The 16,290-nt window shown below is 64.0% G+C and carries 13 protein-coding genes and 1 pseudogene; 13 read left to right on the top strand and 1 reads right to left on the bottom strand.

Translation table 11 applies throughout. The annotated features are described in order from the left end of the window. Positions 1-50: 50 nt before the first annotated feature. Positions 51-251: pseudogene (locus AC1DWF_RS00815) on the bottom strand (helix-turn-helix domain-containing protein); the annotation flags it as partial. A gap of 353 nt (positions 252-604) precedes the next feature. Here AC1DWF_RS00815 and AC1DWF_RS00810 point away from each other — a divergent pair. From AC1DWF_RS00810 to AC1DWF_RS00750, 13 genes are all read left to right on the top strand, one after another. Further along, on the top strand, positions 605-2,161 hold the full coding sequence (locus AC1DWF_RS00810; protein WP_476787743.1) for a serine hydrolase domain-containing protein: 1,557 nt from the start codon (positions 605-607) through the stop codon (positions 2,159-2,161). Between the two features lie 25 nt (positions 2,162-2,186). Continuing rightward, positions 2,187-3,791, top strand: coding sequence for an ABC transporter substrate-binding protein (locus tag AC1DWF_RS00805; protein WP_476782544.1), 1,605 nt, complete (start codon positions 2,187-2,189; stop codon positions 3,789-3,791). Between the two features lie 13 nt (positions 3,792-3,804). After that, positions 3,805-4,794, top strand: coding sequence for an ABC transporter permease (locus AC1DWF_RS00800; protein WP_476782543.1), 990 nt, complete (start codon positions 3,805-3,807; stop codon positions 4,792-4,794). Further along, entirely contained in the window at positions 4,787-5,683 is an 897-nt protein-coding gene (locus tag AC1DWF_RS00795; protein ID WP_476782542.1) for an ABC transporter permease, read from the top strand. Before AC1DWF_RS00800 ends, AC1DWF_RS00795 begins: the two co-directional genes overlap by 8 nt. Before the next feature lies 1 nt (position 5,684). Next, positions 5,685-6,515: an ABC transporter ATP-binding protein gene (locus AC1DWF_RS00790; protein WP_476787742.1), complete on the top strand. Its 831-nt coding sequence runs from the start codon at positions 5,685-5,687 to the stop codon at positions 6,513-6,515. After that, a complete protein-coding gene (locus tag AC1DWF_RS00785) occupies positions 6,508-7,329 on the top strand; it encodes an ATP-binding cassette domain-containing protein (RefSeq protein ID WP_476783860.1) in 822 nt (273 codons plus the stop codon). Before AC1DWF_RS00790 ends, AC1DWF_RS00785 begins: the two co-directional genes overlap by 8 nt. Further along, positions 7,322-8,815 (top strand): amidohydrolase family protein, encoded by a 1,494-nt coding sequence (locus AC1DWF_RS00780; RefSeq protein WP_476787741.1) that lies wholly within the window; start codon positions 7,322-7,324, stop codon positions 8,813-8,815. The genes AC1DWF_RS00785 and AC1DWF_RS00780 overlap by 8 nt, the downstream gene beginning before the upstream one ends. Further along, on the top strand, positions 8,812-9,720 hold the full coding sequence (locus AC1DWF_RS00775) for a CobW family GTP-binding protein (protein WP_476783854.1): 909 nt from the start codon (positions 8,812-8,814) through the stop codon (positions 9,718-9,720). The genes AC1DWF_RS00780 and AC1DWF_RS00775 overlap by 4 nt, the downstream gene beginning before the upstream one ends. 23 nt (positions 9,721-9,743) lie before the next feature. Beyond that, positions 9,744-11,198 carry a M81 family metallopeptidase gene (locus AC1DWF_RS00770; protein WP_476783855.1) on the top strand — a complete coding sequence of 485 codons (1,455 nt, stop codon included), beginning with the start codon at positions 9,744-9,746 and terminating at the stop codon, positions 11,196-11,198. 153 nt (positions 11,199-11,351) lie between these two features. Next, on the top strand, positions 11,352-12,605 hold the full coding sequence (locus tag AC1DWF_RS00765; RefSeq protein WP_476841384.1) for a sarcosine oxidase subunit beta family protein: 1,254 nt from the start codon (positions 11,352-11,354) through the stop codon (positions 12,603-12,605). Between the two features lie 15 nt (positions 12,606-12,620). Further along, the gene (locus AC1DWF_RS00760) at positions 12,621-12,890 is read left to right on the top strand and encodes a sarcosine oxidase subunit delta (RefSeq protein ID WP_476783857.1); all 270 of its coding nucleotides are present in this window, start codon (positions 12,621-12,623) and stop codon (positions 12,888-12,890) included. Further along, complete coding sequence (locus AC1DWF_RS00755; RefSeq protein ID WP_476787740.1) at positions 12,887-15,760, top strand: sarcosine oxidase subunit alpha family protein; 2,874 nt, start codon at positions 12,887-12,889, stop codon at positions 15,758-15,760. The genes AC1DWF_RS00760 and AC1DWF_RS00755 overlap by 4 nt, the downstream gene beginning before the upstream one ends. After that, the gene (locus AC1DWF_RS00750; protein ID WP_476783859.1) at positions 15,753-16,286 is read left to right on the top strand and encodes a sarcosine oxidase subunit gamma family protein; all 534 of its coding nucleotides are present in this window, start codon (positions 15,753-15,755) and stop codon (positions 16,284-16,286) included. The genes AC1DWF_RS00755 and AC1DWF_RS00750 overlap by 8 nt, the downstream gene beginning before the upstream one ends. Positions 16,287-16,290: the final 4 nt, after the last annotated feature.

Genomic DNA, 16,290 nt, shown 5'->3' with positions numbered 1-16,290 from the left:
GCAGAGAACACCGAACGCCTTGTGCGCTCCACGCCCTTGGCCGGTTAGAAATTCAACAGTTCCGTAACGGGGATATCGAGTCCCGTGCAGATCTGCAGGATCTTGTCATAAGTCAGTGACATCAGGTCGTTTTCGACCTTCGACAGCGTCGACAAGGCGAGTCCCGTGCGCTCGCTGACTTCCTGCAACGTCAGCCCATGACGCTGCCGCACGGCGCGCAAGCATTCACTCAGTCGCGGTTGTTGGGTCACATTCTCTCCAGCCTCGGCGCGCTGAGCCTATTTTCGTTTTCTAAAATGGCAAGGATTTAGCGTTTACGCAAATGACTTGACGTATGCAAAAAGAAATCTTACCGATTGCATCATAAAAAAGCGGGAACGGCAAAAACTTTTGACGAGCAGGGCGACTTCCCTGCACCCCATGACGCCCAGCGCGTCGTGCCAAGGTCAATGCGGGAGGGCAGGACCATGCGTAACGACAGACACAATAAAGGCACGGCATCGCGGCTGAGCCTGATGCGTTGCGCCAACCGTTTTCCATGCACATCCGGCGCAGCGCTCGGCGCCGCCGGCAATCCGATGACATCAGGAAGGGAGTGACCGGCATGACCAAGGCACCGGCCGATTTTGCCGCGCGCATCGATGCGCTGTTCAACGATTTCACCGGCCCCGACAGCCCGGGCGCGGTCGTGGCGGTCACCGAAAGCGGACGTGAGATCTTCGCCAATACCTACGGTCTCGCCAACATCAACAATGCCGTGCCGATGGACCGCAAGGCGATCATCCGCATCGGCTCGCAGACCAAGCAGTTCACCGTCCTGCTGATCCTGATGCTGGAAGCAGAAGGCAAGCTCGCCCTGTCGGACGAAGTGCAGAAGCACCTGCCATACGTGCCCCGTCTGGAGCAGCCTGTGACGCTCGAGCACCTGGCATCCAACACGTCGGGCTTCCGCGATCACCTTGAAGCCATGATCTTCGCCGGCCTGTCGATCTTCACGCCGTCCGACCGGCAAACTGGCCGCGATGTCATAGCCCGCCAGGATGCGCTGAATTTTAAGCCCAGCAGCGCTATGACCTACTGCAATGCGGGCTTCTTCATGCTGTCGGAGATCATCGAGCAGATCGAGGGCGCAACCTTCAACGAGGTGCTGCGCAAGCGCATCACCGGCCCACTTGGCATGGACGACACCTCGCTGCTGATCCGCGACGGAACGGCGATGAAGCGGCTGGCCGCGCACTACACCAAGCGCACCGATGGCTGGGCCAACCTCAACTGGGGGCTCGATCTCGGCGGCGAGGGCGGCATGATTTCGACCCTCGACGACATGATCGTCTGGCAGCAGAACCTGTTCGATCCCAAGGTCGGAACGCCTGCAATGTATGAACGCATGGCAACCCCTTGCGTCTTCGACAACGGCGCGACGGGCTTCTACGGCCTTGGCCTCGTTACCGACGTCTATCGTGGCAGGCGTGCTGTCGGTCATGGCGGAACGGTCGCCGGCGGCAAGTCGGAATCGACCCGCTTTGTCGATGACGGTTTTGGTGTCGTCATCATCGCCAACAACGACCAGGTCGCATCTTTCGCGCTCGGCCGCCGCATCGCCGACATCTATTTCGGCGACGAAACCCCGGCACCGATCGCGCTCGCCCCAGGCCGTTACCGCCAGGAAGGCGGCCCTGACGTCTTCGAGATCGTCGCCAAGGACGGCGTGCCGACTTTCCTCAATTCAGGTGGGGTCGGCGGCTTCGACTTCGGCCATCAAGGTGGCGCCAAGCCAGAACGCGCCATCACCGATCTGGTGCTGAGCCCGCGTGCCGATGGCAAGGTCGATGGTGTGTTCTGCGGCTCGCCGCGCGTCTATGCGCCGCTTCAGGCCGATGCCACCGCCGCGCGTCCGCTGGCCGGGCGTTACGTCAACAAGGCCCAGGATTTTGAGGTCGAGATCACAGGCGATGCGCAGAAGGGCGAATTTCGCCTGCGCTCGGGACTGGGCGCAATGACAGCGCCTATCGTCGCTGCCGATGCCGACCTTTGGTTCCTGTTGCAGCCCGGCACTGACATGCGTCCCGGCCTGCCGTGGAATGCGACGCTGGCGGTGACCGGCGACGGCTTCGAGATGAACTCCGACCGCATCAAGAAACTGGCCTTCAAGCGAGCCTGATCAACCACTTACGGCGAGGTGTAAAATGTCCCTTCGGAACCTGTCTCCCCTGGAATTCGACGCGCTGGCACGCGCCTATTTCAAGCAGGCCACCCTGTCGCGCCGCGGCTTCCTCGGTGGCGCCGCTGCCCTTGCGGCTGCCGCAACGCTTGGCATGCCCGGCAAGGCACTTGCCCAGCAGACCGGCGGCACGCTGCGTGTCGGCCGCTCGGAAGAGCCCGATACGCTCGACCCGCACAAGACCACGCTGTCGGTGTCCTCGACGACGATGGACATGATCTACGAGCCGTTGGCGCGTGCCGGCTACGACAGCGAGGTCCTGCCGGGCCTCGCCGAAAGCTGGGCCTTCAGCAACGAAAACAAGACGCTGACCTTCAAGCTGAAGCCGGGTGTCAAGTTCCATGACGGCACGCCTTGCGATGCCGAGGCGGTGGCCTGGACCGTCGCGCGCCATCTGGCGCCTGAAGCGGCGTCGCCCAGCGCCTTCTTCCTTGGCCCGTTGGAACGCGCCGAAGTCATCGACCCACTGACCGTAGCCTATCACTTCAAGGAGCCCTTCGTTGCCGTCTGGGTCGGCCTGACGCTCGGCTATTCCGCGCCGATCTCGCGTGCAGCCGTGGAGGCCGCAGGTGATCAGTTCGGCCGCAAACCGGTTGGTGCCGGTCCGTTCAAGTTCGTGTCATGGTCGACCGACCGCGGCATGCGCCTGGAGCGCAACGACGACTATGCGCCCGTTGCCGCGCCCGCGCGCATCGATGCTGTCGAACTGTTCCATTACCCCGAGGATTCGACCCGTATCGCGGCTTTCGAAACAGGCGAAATCAATGCCATGTATGGTGGAGCCTCGGTTCCGCTGGACAGCGTGCGGCGCCTGCGCGGCAACCCCGATGCCATCATGATCGAGCGCCCGGCCCAGATGATGCGCGCGCTGGTGTTCAACCAGAAGCGCCCGCCTTTCGACAATCCGAAGGTGCGCCAGGCCTTTGCGCATGCCATCGACCAGAAGCGGCTGATCGCCTTTGCGCTTGACGGTTTCGCCGTGCCTGCGACCTCGCCGATAGCGAGCTCGATCGCAGGCTATTCGCCCAAGACAGCTGAGCTGTCCTACGGCTATGATCCGGAAAAGGCCAAGGCGTTGCTTGCCGAGGCAGGAGTTGCCCATGGGCTCAAGGTCAGGCTTGTCGCCAACGACACGCCGGTCATCCGTCGCACCGCCGAGGTGATCCAGGCCCAGCTGCGCGAGATCGGCGTCGAGATCGCGATCGAAACCTTGCCGATTGCGCAATGGGCGGCCATCACCGCGCAGGGCGGGCAAGACATGGTCATCTCCACCTATTCCTACACCGATGCCGATATCGTCTATCCGGTGTTGCACACCAAGGGCGCGCTGAACCGGGCCTTCCACGAGAATGCCGAACTCGACGGCATGATCGCCGAGCAGCGCGTGACCTCCGACCCGGCGGCGCGGCAGGCGGTACTCGACAAAATCCAGGCCAAGGTCGTCACGGAAGCTTACTGGAAGCCGCTGTTTGAGCCGCTCAACTTCGCCGTCGTCGCCAAGGACGTCGTCGATGCCCGCATGAATGCCGGCGGCGAGTTGCGCATCGACAAGCTCGGCATGGCCTCGTGACTCGCGCCGATTGATGCTGAGGTTGCTGGTATCGAGGCTGCTCTATGCGGCCGTCATTCTCCTCGGGGTCATCCTTGTGGTGGCCTCGCTGGTCAAGCTCGTGCCGGGCGATCCGGTCGACGTGATTGCCGCCGGCAATCCCGGCATGAGCGTCCAGGACATGGACATGCTGCGCGAGAAGATGGGGCTGACGCGCTCCGTGCCCGCGCAGTTCGTCGCCTATCTCGGCAGTGCCGTGCAGGGCGACCTCGGCACCTCGATCCGCCAGGGCGTTCCTGTCACCAGCCTGATCGCCGAGCGCCTGCCGGCGACCGGCGAGCTCGCCTTCTGGACGCTCATCCTCGCATTCGCCATCGCCATCCCGCTCGGCATCGTCACAGCGCTCAAGCGCGACAGCTGGATCGACTATGCCGGCACCTTCGTTGCTGTGCTTGGCGTGTCGATGCCGGGCTTCCTGCTCGCCGTGCTGATGATCCTGTGGTTCTCCATCGAGCTGCGCTGGCTGCCCGCGTCGGGCTATCGCGGATCGGCGCTGGCAAGCATAGGGCGTGCAGTGACCGAGCGCGACTTTTCCATCTTCTGGAACGCCTTCCGCTATTTCATCATGCCGTCGATCTCGCTCGCCTTCGTGCTGGTCGCCGTCAATGCCCGACTGATCCGCTCGGCCATGCTGGAAGTCCTGCAGCAGGACTACATCACCTTCGCCACCGCCAAGGGCGTGCCGCGCCTCACCATCATCCTGCGCCATGCGCTGCGCAATGCGCTGCTGCCGATCGTGACTTTGGCCGGCCTGCAGATGGGGGCGCTGCTCTCGGGCACCGTCGTCATCGAAACGGTGTTCGCCTGGCCCGGTATCGGTCGGCTTGCCGTCGATTCGATCCAGGTCCGGGACTATCCGATCATCCAGGCGGTGGTGCTGATTTCCGCGGCACTGTTCATCTCGCTGAACCTGATCGTCGATATCCTTTACCGCTTCATCGACCCGAGGGTGCGCAATGACTGAGGCCGTGATCGTGCCTGCCGCCACAAAGGCAATCGGCGAGCGCCGCTTTCTCGGTGCCCTGAGCCGCAGCGCCAAGGGCATCTCAGGCCTGTTTCTGATTGCCATCGTTGTATTGTGCGCAATCTTCGCGACGAGTCTGGCCCCGCATGATCATGCCCAGCAGGTCATCGAATGGCGCTATGCTCCGACCGTCTGGCAGGATGGCGGCAGCACCACCAACCTGCTCGGCGGCGACAATATGGGCCGTGACATCCTGAGCCGCACCATCATGGGCGCACAGGTCTCGATCCAGGTGGCGCTGATCGTGGTGTCGATCGCGTTGGTCGTCGGCTCGACGCTCGGCGCATTGGCTGGGTACTTCGGCGGGATCGTCGACACCATCATCATGCGCATCGTCGATTTCCAGCTCGCCTTTCCCTTCCTGCTTCTGGCGCTGATCTTCATGGCGGTGCTGGGCGCGGGTTTCGCCACACTCGTCATGGCGCTGGCCTTTGCGCTGTGGATCAACTTCGCCCGCATCGTGCGCAGCGAAACCATGCGTATCCGCACCCTCGACTATGTCGATGCCGCGATCACCATGGGCGTGTCGCAGCTGCGCATCATCTTCACCCACGTCCTGCCCAATGTGCTGCCGGCGGTGCTCGTCGTCGCCACCCTCGACATCGCTCTGGTGATCATCTCCGAGGCCGCTCTGTCCTTCCTCGGCCTCGGCGTSCAGCCGCCCACCGCATCCTGGGGCGTGATGATCTCGGAAGGCCGCGACTTTCTCTATGAGCAGCCATGGATCGTGATTGCTCCCGGCATCGCCGTGCTGATCTCCTCGGTCGGCATCAACCTGTTCGGCGATTTCCTGCGCGACTATTTCGATCCCCGCCTGGAGAGGATGTGACATGACAGCCTCTCCCTTGTTGTCGGTCCGCGACCTGACGGTCGACTATCCCAGCCGCCACGGTCCGGTCCGCGCGGTCAATGGAGTCAGCTTTTCCGTGGCACCCGGTTCGGTGCTCGGCGTCGTCGGCGAAAGCGGCTCGGGCAAATCCTCGATCGGCTATGCGCTGATGGGGCTCACCGACGCGTCGCGCGCCACATTGGGCGGCGCGGTCACCTTCGAAGGCCGCGACATGCTTGGATTGTCGAGCCGCGACTGGCGCAAGCTGCGTGGCAATCGTATCGCCATGGTGTTTCAGGATGCGATGGCGACGCTGAACCCGGTCATGCGCGTCGGCGACCAGATCGGCGAGGTGTTCCGTTTCCACCGCCCCGGCATGTCGCGCCGGGCGCTCCGCTCAGCGAGCCTCGATCTGCTCGAACGTGTTGGCATCCAGGAAGCTTCCCACCGCATCGACGCCTACCCGCATCAATTGTCCGGCGGCATGCGCCAGCGCGTGGTCATCGCTGCGGCGATTGCGCTCAAGCCGGCCCTGCTGATCGCCGACGAGCCAACCACAGCACTTGATGTCACCGTGCAGGCGCAGATCCTGCGGCTGATGCAGGAGCTGAGCCGCGAGCAGGGCACGGCGATGATCCTGATCAGCCACGATCTCGATGTCGTCAGCGATGTCTGCGAGGACGTCGTCGTGATGAAGGACGGCGTCATCGTTGAAGCCGGCCATGTCGACGATGTGCTGAGCCGCCCCAAGCATGCCTACACGCTGCAATTGCTCAACGCGCGGCCGAGCTTCGGTGCCGGTCACATGCAGGCCGAGGTGAGCCATGGCTGATGACGCTTTGCTCGAAGTGCGCGGGCTGGTTCGCCATTTCACCTTGTCGGGCCGGCTGTTCGAGAAGCCGCGCCAGCTCACCGCCGTCAACGACGTCAGCTTCACCATCAGGCGCGGCGAAGCCTTTGGGCTCGTCGGCGAAAGCGGTTCGGGCAAGTCGACCATCGGGCGCATCATCGCCAGGCTCACCGAACCGAGTGCCGGCTCGGTGAGCTTGGACGGCGGCGATTGGCTCGCTTTGCGCGGCAAGCCACTGCGCGACAAGCGCCGCGACGTTCAGATGGTGTTCCAGAGCCCCTATGCCTCGCTCGATCCGCGCTGGCGGGTGCGCGACATCCTGGCCGAGCCGCTCAAATCCTACACCGACCTCAGGGGGTCGGCACTGACGGCGCGCGCGGCTGAACTGATGGAGCAGGTCGGCCTCAACCCCGACTGGCTCGACCGTTTCCCGCACCAGTTCTCGGGTGGACAGCGCCAGCGCATCGCGATCGCCCGCGCGCTGGCCTCCAGTCCGAAGCTTTTGATCGCCGACGAGCCGGTCTCGGCGCTCGACGTTTCCAGCCAGGCGCAGGTGCTGCAACTGCTGCGCAAGATCTGCACCGAGCAGGGCCTGGCGATGCTGTTCATCTCGCACGACCTGTCGATCGTCGATCACCTGTGCCAGCGTGTCGGCGTGTTGAACCGGGGTGTGCTCGAAGAGGTCGGCCCGACATCAGAGATTTTCCGCACGCCAAAGTCCGACTACACCCGCCGGCTGATCGACGCCGTGCCGGGCAAGAAGCGCCGCGCCGCTGAAAGGGTCGCCCATGCATGACATCGTGATCAAAGGCGGGCGCGTCATCGATCCCGAGACCGGCCGTGACGAAGTAGCCGACATCGCCATATCGGGCGACAGGATCGCTGCCATCGGCGCCGATCTTGGCCCGGCGCATCGCATCATCGACGCAACCGGCCTCATCGTTGCGCCCGGCTTCATCGACCTCCACGCACATGGCCAGTCCGTGCCTGCCGACCGCATGCAGGCCTTCGATGGCGTGACCACCGCCCTCGAATTGGAAGTCGGCGCCTTGCCGGTCGGCGGCTGGTACGACGCGCAGGCCAACACCGCGCGCCTGCTCAACTACGGCACCGCTTCCGCCTGGGTCTTTGCCCGCAAGGCGGTGATGATCGGGATGGAACTCAAGCCGGGCGAAGCGCCGATCACAGTCATGGGGCGCGGCTTCGACGACCCGCGCTGGTCGACCGATGCCGCCACCGAAGCGCAAGCAAACGAAATCGTGGCACTCACCCGCAAGGGTATCGAGGAAGGCGCACTTGGCATCGGCATTCCCGCCGGCTACGCGCCCGGCGCTGGCGCCAAGGAAATGAGCCTGATCTGCGATCTGGCCGCCGAAACCGACACGCCGACCTATACCCACATCGCGCAGATGTCGAACATCGACCCGAAGAGCTCGATCGAGGCCTATGTCACACTGATCGGGCTGGCGGGTGCGACAGGCGCGCACATGCACATCTGCCACCTCAACTCGACAAGCCTGCAGGATGTCGAGCGCGCGGCGGCCATCATTGCCAAAGCCCAGGCGCAAGGGCTGAAGATCACCACCGAAGCCTATCCCTATGGCACCGGCTCGACCGTGGTCAGCGCCGGGTTCTTCGTCGACCCGGCATTTTCGGCCCGCACCGGCACCGGCTACGACGCGATCGAACTGGTCACCACGCACCGCCGCCTCGACGGCATCGACGATCTCAAAAAGGTCCGGCAGGCCGATCCCTCGGCACTGGTGCTCTGGCACTTCCTCGACACCGAGGACAATCCGCGTCACCGCGCGATGCTCGACGTCTCGGTGATGTATCCCGGTGGCGCCATTGCCTCCGACGCCATGCCGTGGAGCCAGCCGGACGGATCGCCCTATGAGGGCAATGAATGGCCGCTCGGAGCAGACAAGACCGCCCACCCAAGGTCCTCGGGCACCTTCACCCGTTTCTTGCGCCAGTGGGTGCGCGAGCGTGATGCGATCCCGCTTGTCGAAGCGATCGCCAAATGCACGCTGATACCGGCCCGGATCGTCGAGAGCTGCGCGCCGTTGTTCAAACGCAAGGGCCGGCTGCAGCCGGGCTGCGATGCCGACATCGTCGTCTTCGATCTCACCACCATCGCCGACCGCGCCACCTTCGCCGAGATGAACCTGCCGGCCGAAGGTATGCTCCACGTGCTGGTCAATGGTCAGGCGGTGATAGCGGACGGCGTCCTCGACCGCGCGGCAGCACCAGGCCGCCCGATCAGGCGAGGTGATGCGTGAGCGTCCCGGTCCTCGTCGTCACCGGCTTCCTCGGCGCCGGCAAGACGACATTCATCAACCAGCTGTTGGTGCGCTCCGACGGCCGCCGCATCAGCGCCATCGTCAACGACTTCGGCGCCATAAACATCGACGCCGAACTGATAGCTGACGCCGCCGACACAGTTGTTGGCCTGAAGAACGGCTGCATCTGCTGCTCGCTGCAAGGTGACCTGCTGCGGACGCTCAAACTCGTGCTCTCCCAGCCCGTCAAGCCCGACCACATCGTCATAGAAGCATCAGGCGTCGCCGATCCCAGGGGCATCACCGAAACGCTGATGGACCCGATCCTGTGGAACGACATCCGGCTCGATGCGGTGGTCGCCGTCGTCGATGCCGATGAGGTGGCTGCCAATCCCGGCCGCATGCGTGACGAGCTGTGGCGCGCCCAGGTTGAAGCAGCGGATTTCATCGCCCTGTCCAAGACCGGACTGAGYGAGAGCTCCAGCGAGGCGCTCCGCGCGGAGCTGGTTTGGCTCAACAAGACGCTGGTCTTCGAGACCGACGGCGATGCCATGCCGATCGAAGCACTGCTTGTCGCTGAGCGGCCTCAGGCCCAGCCTGGCCAGGCAAAGGTCGGGGCATCGCGCTTCACTTCGATCGAGTGGCAGTCGGCAGGCTCTGTCGCGCTCGATCGTTTTCAGGCCGGCATGGACCAGCTTGCGCCACAGCTCATCCGTGCCAAGGGCATCGTCAATTTCATCGAGCGGCCCGGCCAAAGTTTCCTGCTGCAGATGGTCGGGCGGCGCGCCACCTTGCGCCCATTTCCGAAATTCGAGCCCGATTGCCGCCTCGTCCTGATCGGCGAGGCCAGCGTCATCGACACCGAGACGGCGCATGCCCGCCTCGCTGAAATCTTTGCCTCATAACCCGCAAGCGGAGTTGTCTATTCATGCGCGTGTTCAGTGCCGTCCTTGCGACCGAAACCAACACATTCTCGCCCATCCCCACTGGCTTGACTGCCTTCGTTGAAGGTGGCGACTACTATCCTGCCGGCCAGCATCCTGATCACATGACGCTTTACGGCGGCCAGCTGTGGGCAGCGCGCGAACGTGGCCCCCGCGAGGGCTGGACCCTGTTCGAAGGCTTGAGCGCCTCGGCAGAACCGGGCGGAACCACCACCCGCCATGCCTATGAGACGCTGCGCGACCAGTTGCTCGACGATCTCCGCGCCGCCCAGCCGGTCGACATGGTGTTGATGTCGCTGCATGGCGCCATGGTTGCCGAAGGTTACGACGATTGCGAAGGCGATATCCTCGCCCGCATTCGCGCGATCGTCGGTCCGGATACGGTCGTTGGCTGCGAACTCGACCCGCATTGCCACATGACTGCCGAGATGATCGACAATGTCGACATCCTGCTGACCTACAAGGAATACCCCCACACCGACGTCTATGAATGTGGCGTCCAGCTTGTCGATCTCTGCCATCGCATCGCCACCGGCCAGATCAAACCAAAGGCGGCCCTTGTCGACACCGGCATGGTCACCTTCATCCGCACCACCACCGAACCTGGGCTGTCGATCATCAGCGGCATCCGCGCCATGGAGCAAAAGGACAAGGTGCTGTCGGTGTCGATCGCCCAAGGCTTCCCCTGGGCCGACGTGCCCGAGATGGGAACGCGCGTGGTGGTCTACACCGACGACAATCAAGACCTTGCGCAATCGCTGGCACGGCGGCTGGCCGACGACCTCTATGCCATGCGTGCCGAGATCGTGCCACCGATGCCTTCGATCGACGAGGCGCTGGACCAGGCACTCGCGGCACCCGTGGGAACCGTTGTCATCGCCGATACCGCCGACAATGCTGGCGGCGGTGCCGCAAGCGATTCAACCTTCTTCCTCGCCCGAATGCTCGAGCGCGGCATCCGCGACGCCGTCATCGGTCCGCTGTGGGACCCGATCGCGGTACGGCTGGTGTTCGAGGCCGGCGAGGGTGCTGTTTTGCCGCTGCGCGTCGGTGGCAAGATCGGGCCAAGCTCGGGCGATCCGGTCGATGTCAACTGCCGTGTCGTGGCGCTGAAGCGCGAGCTGGTGATGACCGGCCTTGGCGGCGTGCCGTCGCCGATGGGCGATTGCGCGCTGATCGATTGCGACGGCGTCGAAATCCTGCTCGCTTCCGAACGCTCCCAGGCGATCGACACCGACCTGTTCACCGGCATCGGCTGCGATCTGGCAGGCAAGCGCATCGTGGTGGTCAAGTCGACCCAGCACTTCCGCGCATCCTACGAAAAGGTCGCAAGTGCCGTGATCTACGCCGCCTCGAAAGGTACCGTCACCTCGCATTTGTCCAGCCTGCCCTACACCAGGATCAGGCTTCCGAAGTGGCCGATTTCCACGACCGCCTAGTAGGGTAGCGTCGAGACCAATTCACCCTCTGGACATATATGTACATTGCCATTAGTTTCCTCCCGGTTCGGGAGGATTCCTATGCCTGTGCGGGCGTCAGCCTCGCATCATCCCGATCAGGCATAAGACGAATATTTTCCAGGAAATGGCATAATGACCCGCCGCTACTCCGCGCTGTCGCTGATCAAGGAAGGTTTTGCCGGCCAGAAGGGCTGGAAACCCGCCTGGCGTACGCCCGAGCCGAAGAAGACCTATGACGCGGTCATCATCGGTGGTGGCGGGCATGGCCTGGCAACCGCCTATTATCTGGCCAAGACTCACGGAATCACCAACATAGCCGTGCTGGAAAAGGGCTGGATCGGCGGCGGCAACACCGGCCGCAACACGACGGTCGTGCGCTCCAACTATTATTATCCCGAAAGCGTTGCGCTCTACGGCCTGGCGCACAAGCTCTACGAGGGCCTGTCGAAGGAGCTGAATTACAACGTCATGCTCTCCCAACGCGGCATGGTCACGCTTTGCCACAGCATCGGCGAGATGGAGATCGCCGCGCGCACGGTCAACGCCATGCAGATCAACGGCACCGACGCCGAGCTGTTTTCGCCCGAAGACGTCAAACGAGTCGCCCCGATCTTCAACTTTGCACCTGATGCACGTTTTCCCGTATTCGGCGGCGTGTGGCAGGGCAGGGCCGGCACCGCCCGCCATGACGCGGTCGCCTGGGGTTATGCGCGCGGCGCGAGCGCGCTCGGCGTCGACATCATCCAGAATTGCGAGGTCACCGACTTCATAGTCGAGGGCGGCCGCTGCCGCGGCGTGCACACGTCGCGCGGCAGCATTCGCGCCGACCGCATCGGCATGGCGGTCGCGGGCCATTCGTCGGTGCTTTCGGCAAAGGCCGGTTTCCGCCTGCCGATCAATTCTTATGCGCTTCAGGCCTGCGTCTCCGAACCGGTCAAGCCGATCCTCGACACAGTCGTGTTGTCGCCGGGCACCGGCGTCTATGTCAGCCAGTCCGACAAGGGCGAGATCGTCATCGGCGGCGCGCTCGATCGCGTGCCCTCCTATGGCCAGCGCGGCAATCTGCCGACGCTTGAGGGCGTCATTTCAGGGCTGCTCGAAATGTTCCCGGCTTTCGGACAGCTCAAGCTGATGCGGCAATGGGCCGGTATCGTTGACGTGGTGCCGGACTCGTCGCCTGTGATTGGCGAGTCGCCGCTGCCTGGCCTCTTCCTCAATTGCGGCTGGGGTACTGGCGRCTTCAAGGCGATCCCGGCTGGCGGCACCTTGCTTGCCCATCTGCTGGCGACAGGCAAGCACAACGACATCAGCCGCCCCTTCGATCTCGACCGCTTCGTCACCGGCCGCCTGCTGGACGAAGCCGCCGGTTCCGGCATCGCGCATTAGGACCTGGAGTCAATCATGCAGCTCTTTTCCTGCCCCTTCTGCGGCGCGCGCGACGAGACCGAATTTCACTTTGGCGGCGAGGCCGGAAACCTCCGGCCCGATGGCGCTGATGTCACCGCCGATCGCTGGGCCAATTATCTCTATATGCGCGACAACCCCAAGGGCGCGGTCCGCGAAGTCTGGGTGCACATGAATTGCGGCGAGTTCTTTGTCATGGAGCGCGACAGCGTCAGCCACAAGGTCGGCTCATCGACATCGCTCGACGGTGCGGAGCACGCCCAATGACCGCGACGCGCCTGTCTTCCGGCGGCAGCGCCATCGATCGCTCCCGCCAGGTCTCGTTCACCTTTGACGGCCGCACGGTGCGGGGATTTGAAGGCGACACCATCGCCTCCGCCCTGCTTGCCAGCGACGTGGCCGTAGTCGGCCGCAGCTTCAAATACCATCGCCCGAGGGGCATCTGGGGCGCCGGCGTCGAAGAGCCGAACGCCTTGGTTGATGTCAACGGCAGTGTCGCGACAACCCCGAACACACGCGCAACCACCGAGCTGGTGCTCAACGGCATGATCGCCAGAAGCGTCAACGCATCGCCCAACGCTGCCGCCGACCGCAACGCCTTCATCGACCGTTTCTCGCGCTTCATCCCCGCTGCCTTCTACTACAAGACATTCATGTGGCCCGACTGGCATCTGTTCGAGCCGCGCATCCGTGCGGTCGCGGGGCTTGGAACGGTCGACACGGACTGGCAATCTCCAGGGCCGGCCGACCAGATCAATCGCCATTGCGACGTGCTGGTGGTTGGTGCGGGGCCCGCCGGCCTGGCTGCGGCCAAGCTTGCCGCCGGCACTGGGCAATCCGTCATCCTGGTCGACGACCAGCACAGGCCGGGCGGCTCGCTCAATCATCGCGCGGGCGAGATCGACGCCAAGCCGGCTTCCGTCTGGATCGACGAGACGGTCGGGGACCTTTCCAGGGCAGGCCATACGGTTCTGCTGTCCACCACCGCCTTCGGCATCTACGATCACAATCTGGTCGGGCTGAACCAGCGCCATGGCGATGGACGGCCCGATAAGCTGTGGCGGGTCAGGCCGCGCCAGATCGTGCTGGCCACCGGCGCCATCGAGCGGCCGCTGCCTTTCGCCAACAACGACCTGCCCGGCATCATGTCGGCCGATGCGGCCCTGATCTATCTCAGGCGCTACGCAGTGCTGGTGGGACGGCGTATCGTGGTGGCCGCAAACAATGACAGCGCCTACGAGGTTGCGGGTGCCTTGGCTCAAGCCGGTGCCGACGTCACGCTGGTTGAGATGCGCAAGGACGCACCGGCTGCGCCCAAGGGCGTCAGGCAGGTTGCAGGCCGCCTGGTCGTATCTGCGCGCGGAAAAATGCGCGTCGAAGGCGTTGAGCTGGATGATGGTACTAGCCTCGCAGCAGATTGCGTTGTGGTATCGGGCGGCTGGACGCCGACCATCCATCTGTTCTGCCAGGCGAGGGGCAAGCTCGCCTGGAGCGACGAACGTGCCGCCTTCCTGCCAGGCGATCCAGTCGAGGCCACCGCCGTCGTCGGTGCGGCGGCAGGCGCGGTCTCGCTGGCGGAGGTCTTCGAAGGTGCCGCTAAAGCGATGCCGCGCGGGACCAAGGCCGCCGCGCCGCGCAGCACCGGTGTGGAAGCGACCGGCGGCATCCTCGCCGCTTGGCCGATCCCAGGTGCCAAGGGCCGCGTCTGGATCGACTACCAGAACGACGTGACCGCCAAGGACGTCGAGCTCGCGGCGCGCGAAAACTTCATCTCGGTCGAGCATCTCAAGCGCTACACCACACTTGGCATGGCGACCGACCAAGGCAAGACCTCGAACCTTGCCGGACTGGCATTGATGGGCGCCGTCACCGGTCGCACCGTGCCGGAGGTCGGCACCACCACCTATCGCCCGCCTTTCACGCCGGTGCCGCTGGCAAGTTTTGCTGGTGCGCGCGGTGGCGAGCTGATGTCGCCGGTGCGCCGTCTGCCGCTCGAAAACGCCCACCGCGCCCAAGGCGCCGTCTTCCAGGAATATGGCGGCTGGCTGCGGCCTGCCCATTATGGCGGTGCGGATGCCGACCGGGCGATCCAGGACGAGGCGCGGCGTGCCCGACAGTCGGTCGCGCTGTTCGATGGCTCGACGCTTGGCAAGATCGAGGTGATGGGCCGGAAGGCGGCCGAATTCGTCGATTTCATCTATTACAACACCATGTCGACGCTGAAGCCCGGCCGCTGCCGCTATGGCTTCATGCTGTCGGAAAACGGCGTGGTCTTCGATGACGGCATTCTGGTGCGGCTGGACGAGCACCGCTTCGTCGTCTCTTGCTCCAGCTCGCATGTGGCTGCCGTGCACGCTCGCTTAGAGGAATGGCGGCAGGATCGTTTTGGCCGTGACGCTGTCTACATCCACAACGCCACCTCCGAGATGGCGACGATGACCGTTTCCGGCCCGAACGCCAGGAAACTGCTCGCGGCATTGAACCTTGGCCTTTCGCTCGATGATGCCGATCTGCCGCACATGGCGATGGGCGAGGGCACGTTCGAAACCGACCCGGTTCGTGTTGCCCGCGTCAGCTTTACCGGCGACCGCAGCTACGAGGTCTCGATCCGCGCAGACAAAGCGGAGCGCCTGTGGGCGCGCACGCACGAGGCCGGCAAGGCGCACGATGCAGTGACCATCGGGCTCGAGGCCCTGATGATCCTGCGCGCCGAAAAGGGCTATATCGTCATCGGCAAGGACACCGACGGCACCACACTGCCGCATGATCTCGGCGTCGATGGCCCGCGCGTGAAGCGCGCGACCGAATATGTCGGCCGCCGCTCGCTGTTCACCGATGTGGCCGTGCAAGCGAACCGCCAGCAGTTGGTCGGCCTCGCCGTCGCTGAGGGCGAAGAACCACTGGCGACTGGCGCGCATAGCATCTCGCGTGAGGGTGGCAAGATCAGGAGCCAGGGTTTCGTGACGTCGAGCTACCACAGTCCGACGCTTATGCGACCGATAGCGATTGGCCTGATCGAGCGCGGGGCAGCGCGCCATGGCAAGACGATCGACATCCAGCACCTCGGCATGGCCCGGCGCGCGACGATCACCGGCCCTTGCGCCTTTGATCCTTCCGGAGAGCGGCTCAATGCGTAATCTCGCTGAAAAATGGACAGCCATACCGGATTGGCAGACAGCCGTCATCGACACATCGGGCCTTGCGATCCGTTCGCTGTCCGGCTTGAACCAGTTTCTCGTCAGCGGCAACCTCGCTGCCTGGAGCAAGGCATCTGGTGTAGCGCTTGAGCCGATAGGCGCATTCGGCGCGGCAAAGGGTGGAACTAGTACGATTCAGGTCGCGCGCGACCGGCTGCTGGTCGTGTCTGCCGGCCCGTCCTCCGTCGGCCAAGGCTGGCACCACGAGGGCTTCGCCGTGACCACGGTCAGTGCCGGGCTCCAGATATTCGAGATCGAAGGTGCGACCGACGAAGTCATCGCGCGCGCAACGACGCTTGATCCAAGCAAGGCGAGCGCTTCGGCGGCTATCTCGTTTGCCGGCATCAATGCCGTTGTCTATCGTCACGGCGAAAGGCTCCGCGTCCATGTCGATCGTGGCCTTGCGACCTATTTCTGGACCTGGGCGGCAACCGTCAGCGGCAATATCGCAAGCACCGAAGCCTGATCCT

The organism is Aminobacter sp. P4_D5, assembly GCF_056401815.1.
The sequence above is the reverse complement of the archived record's forward strand: the minus strand, read 5'-3'. Positions and strand labels throughout refer to the sequence as shown.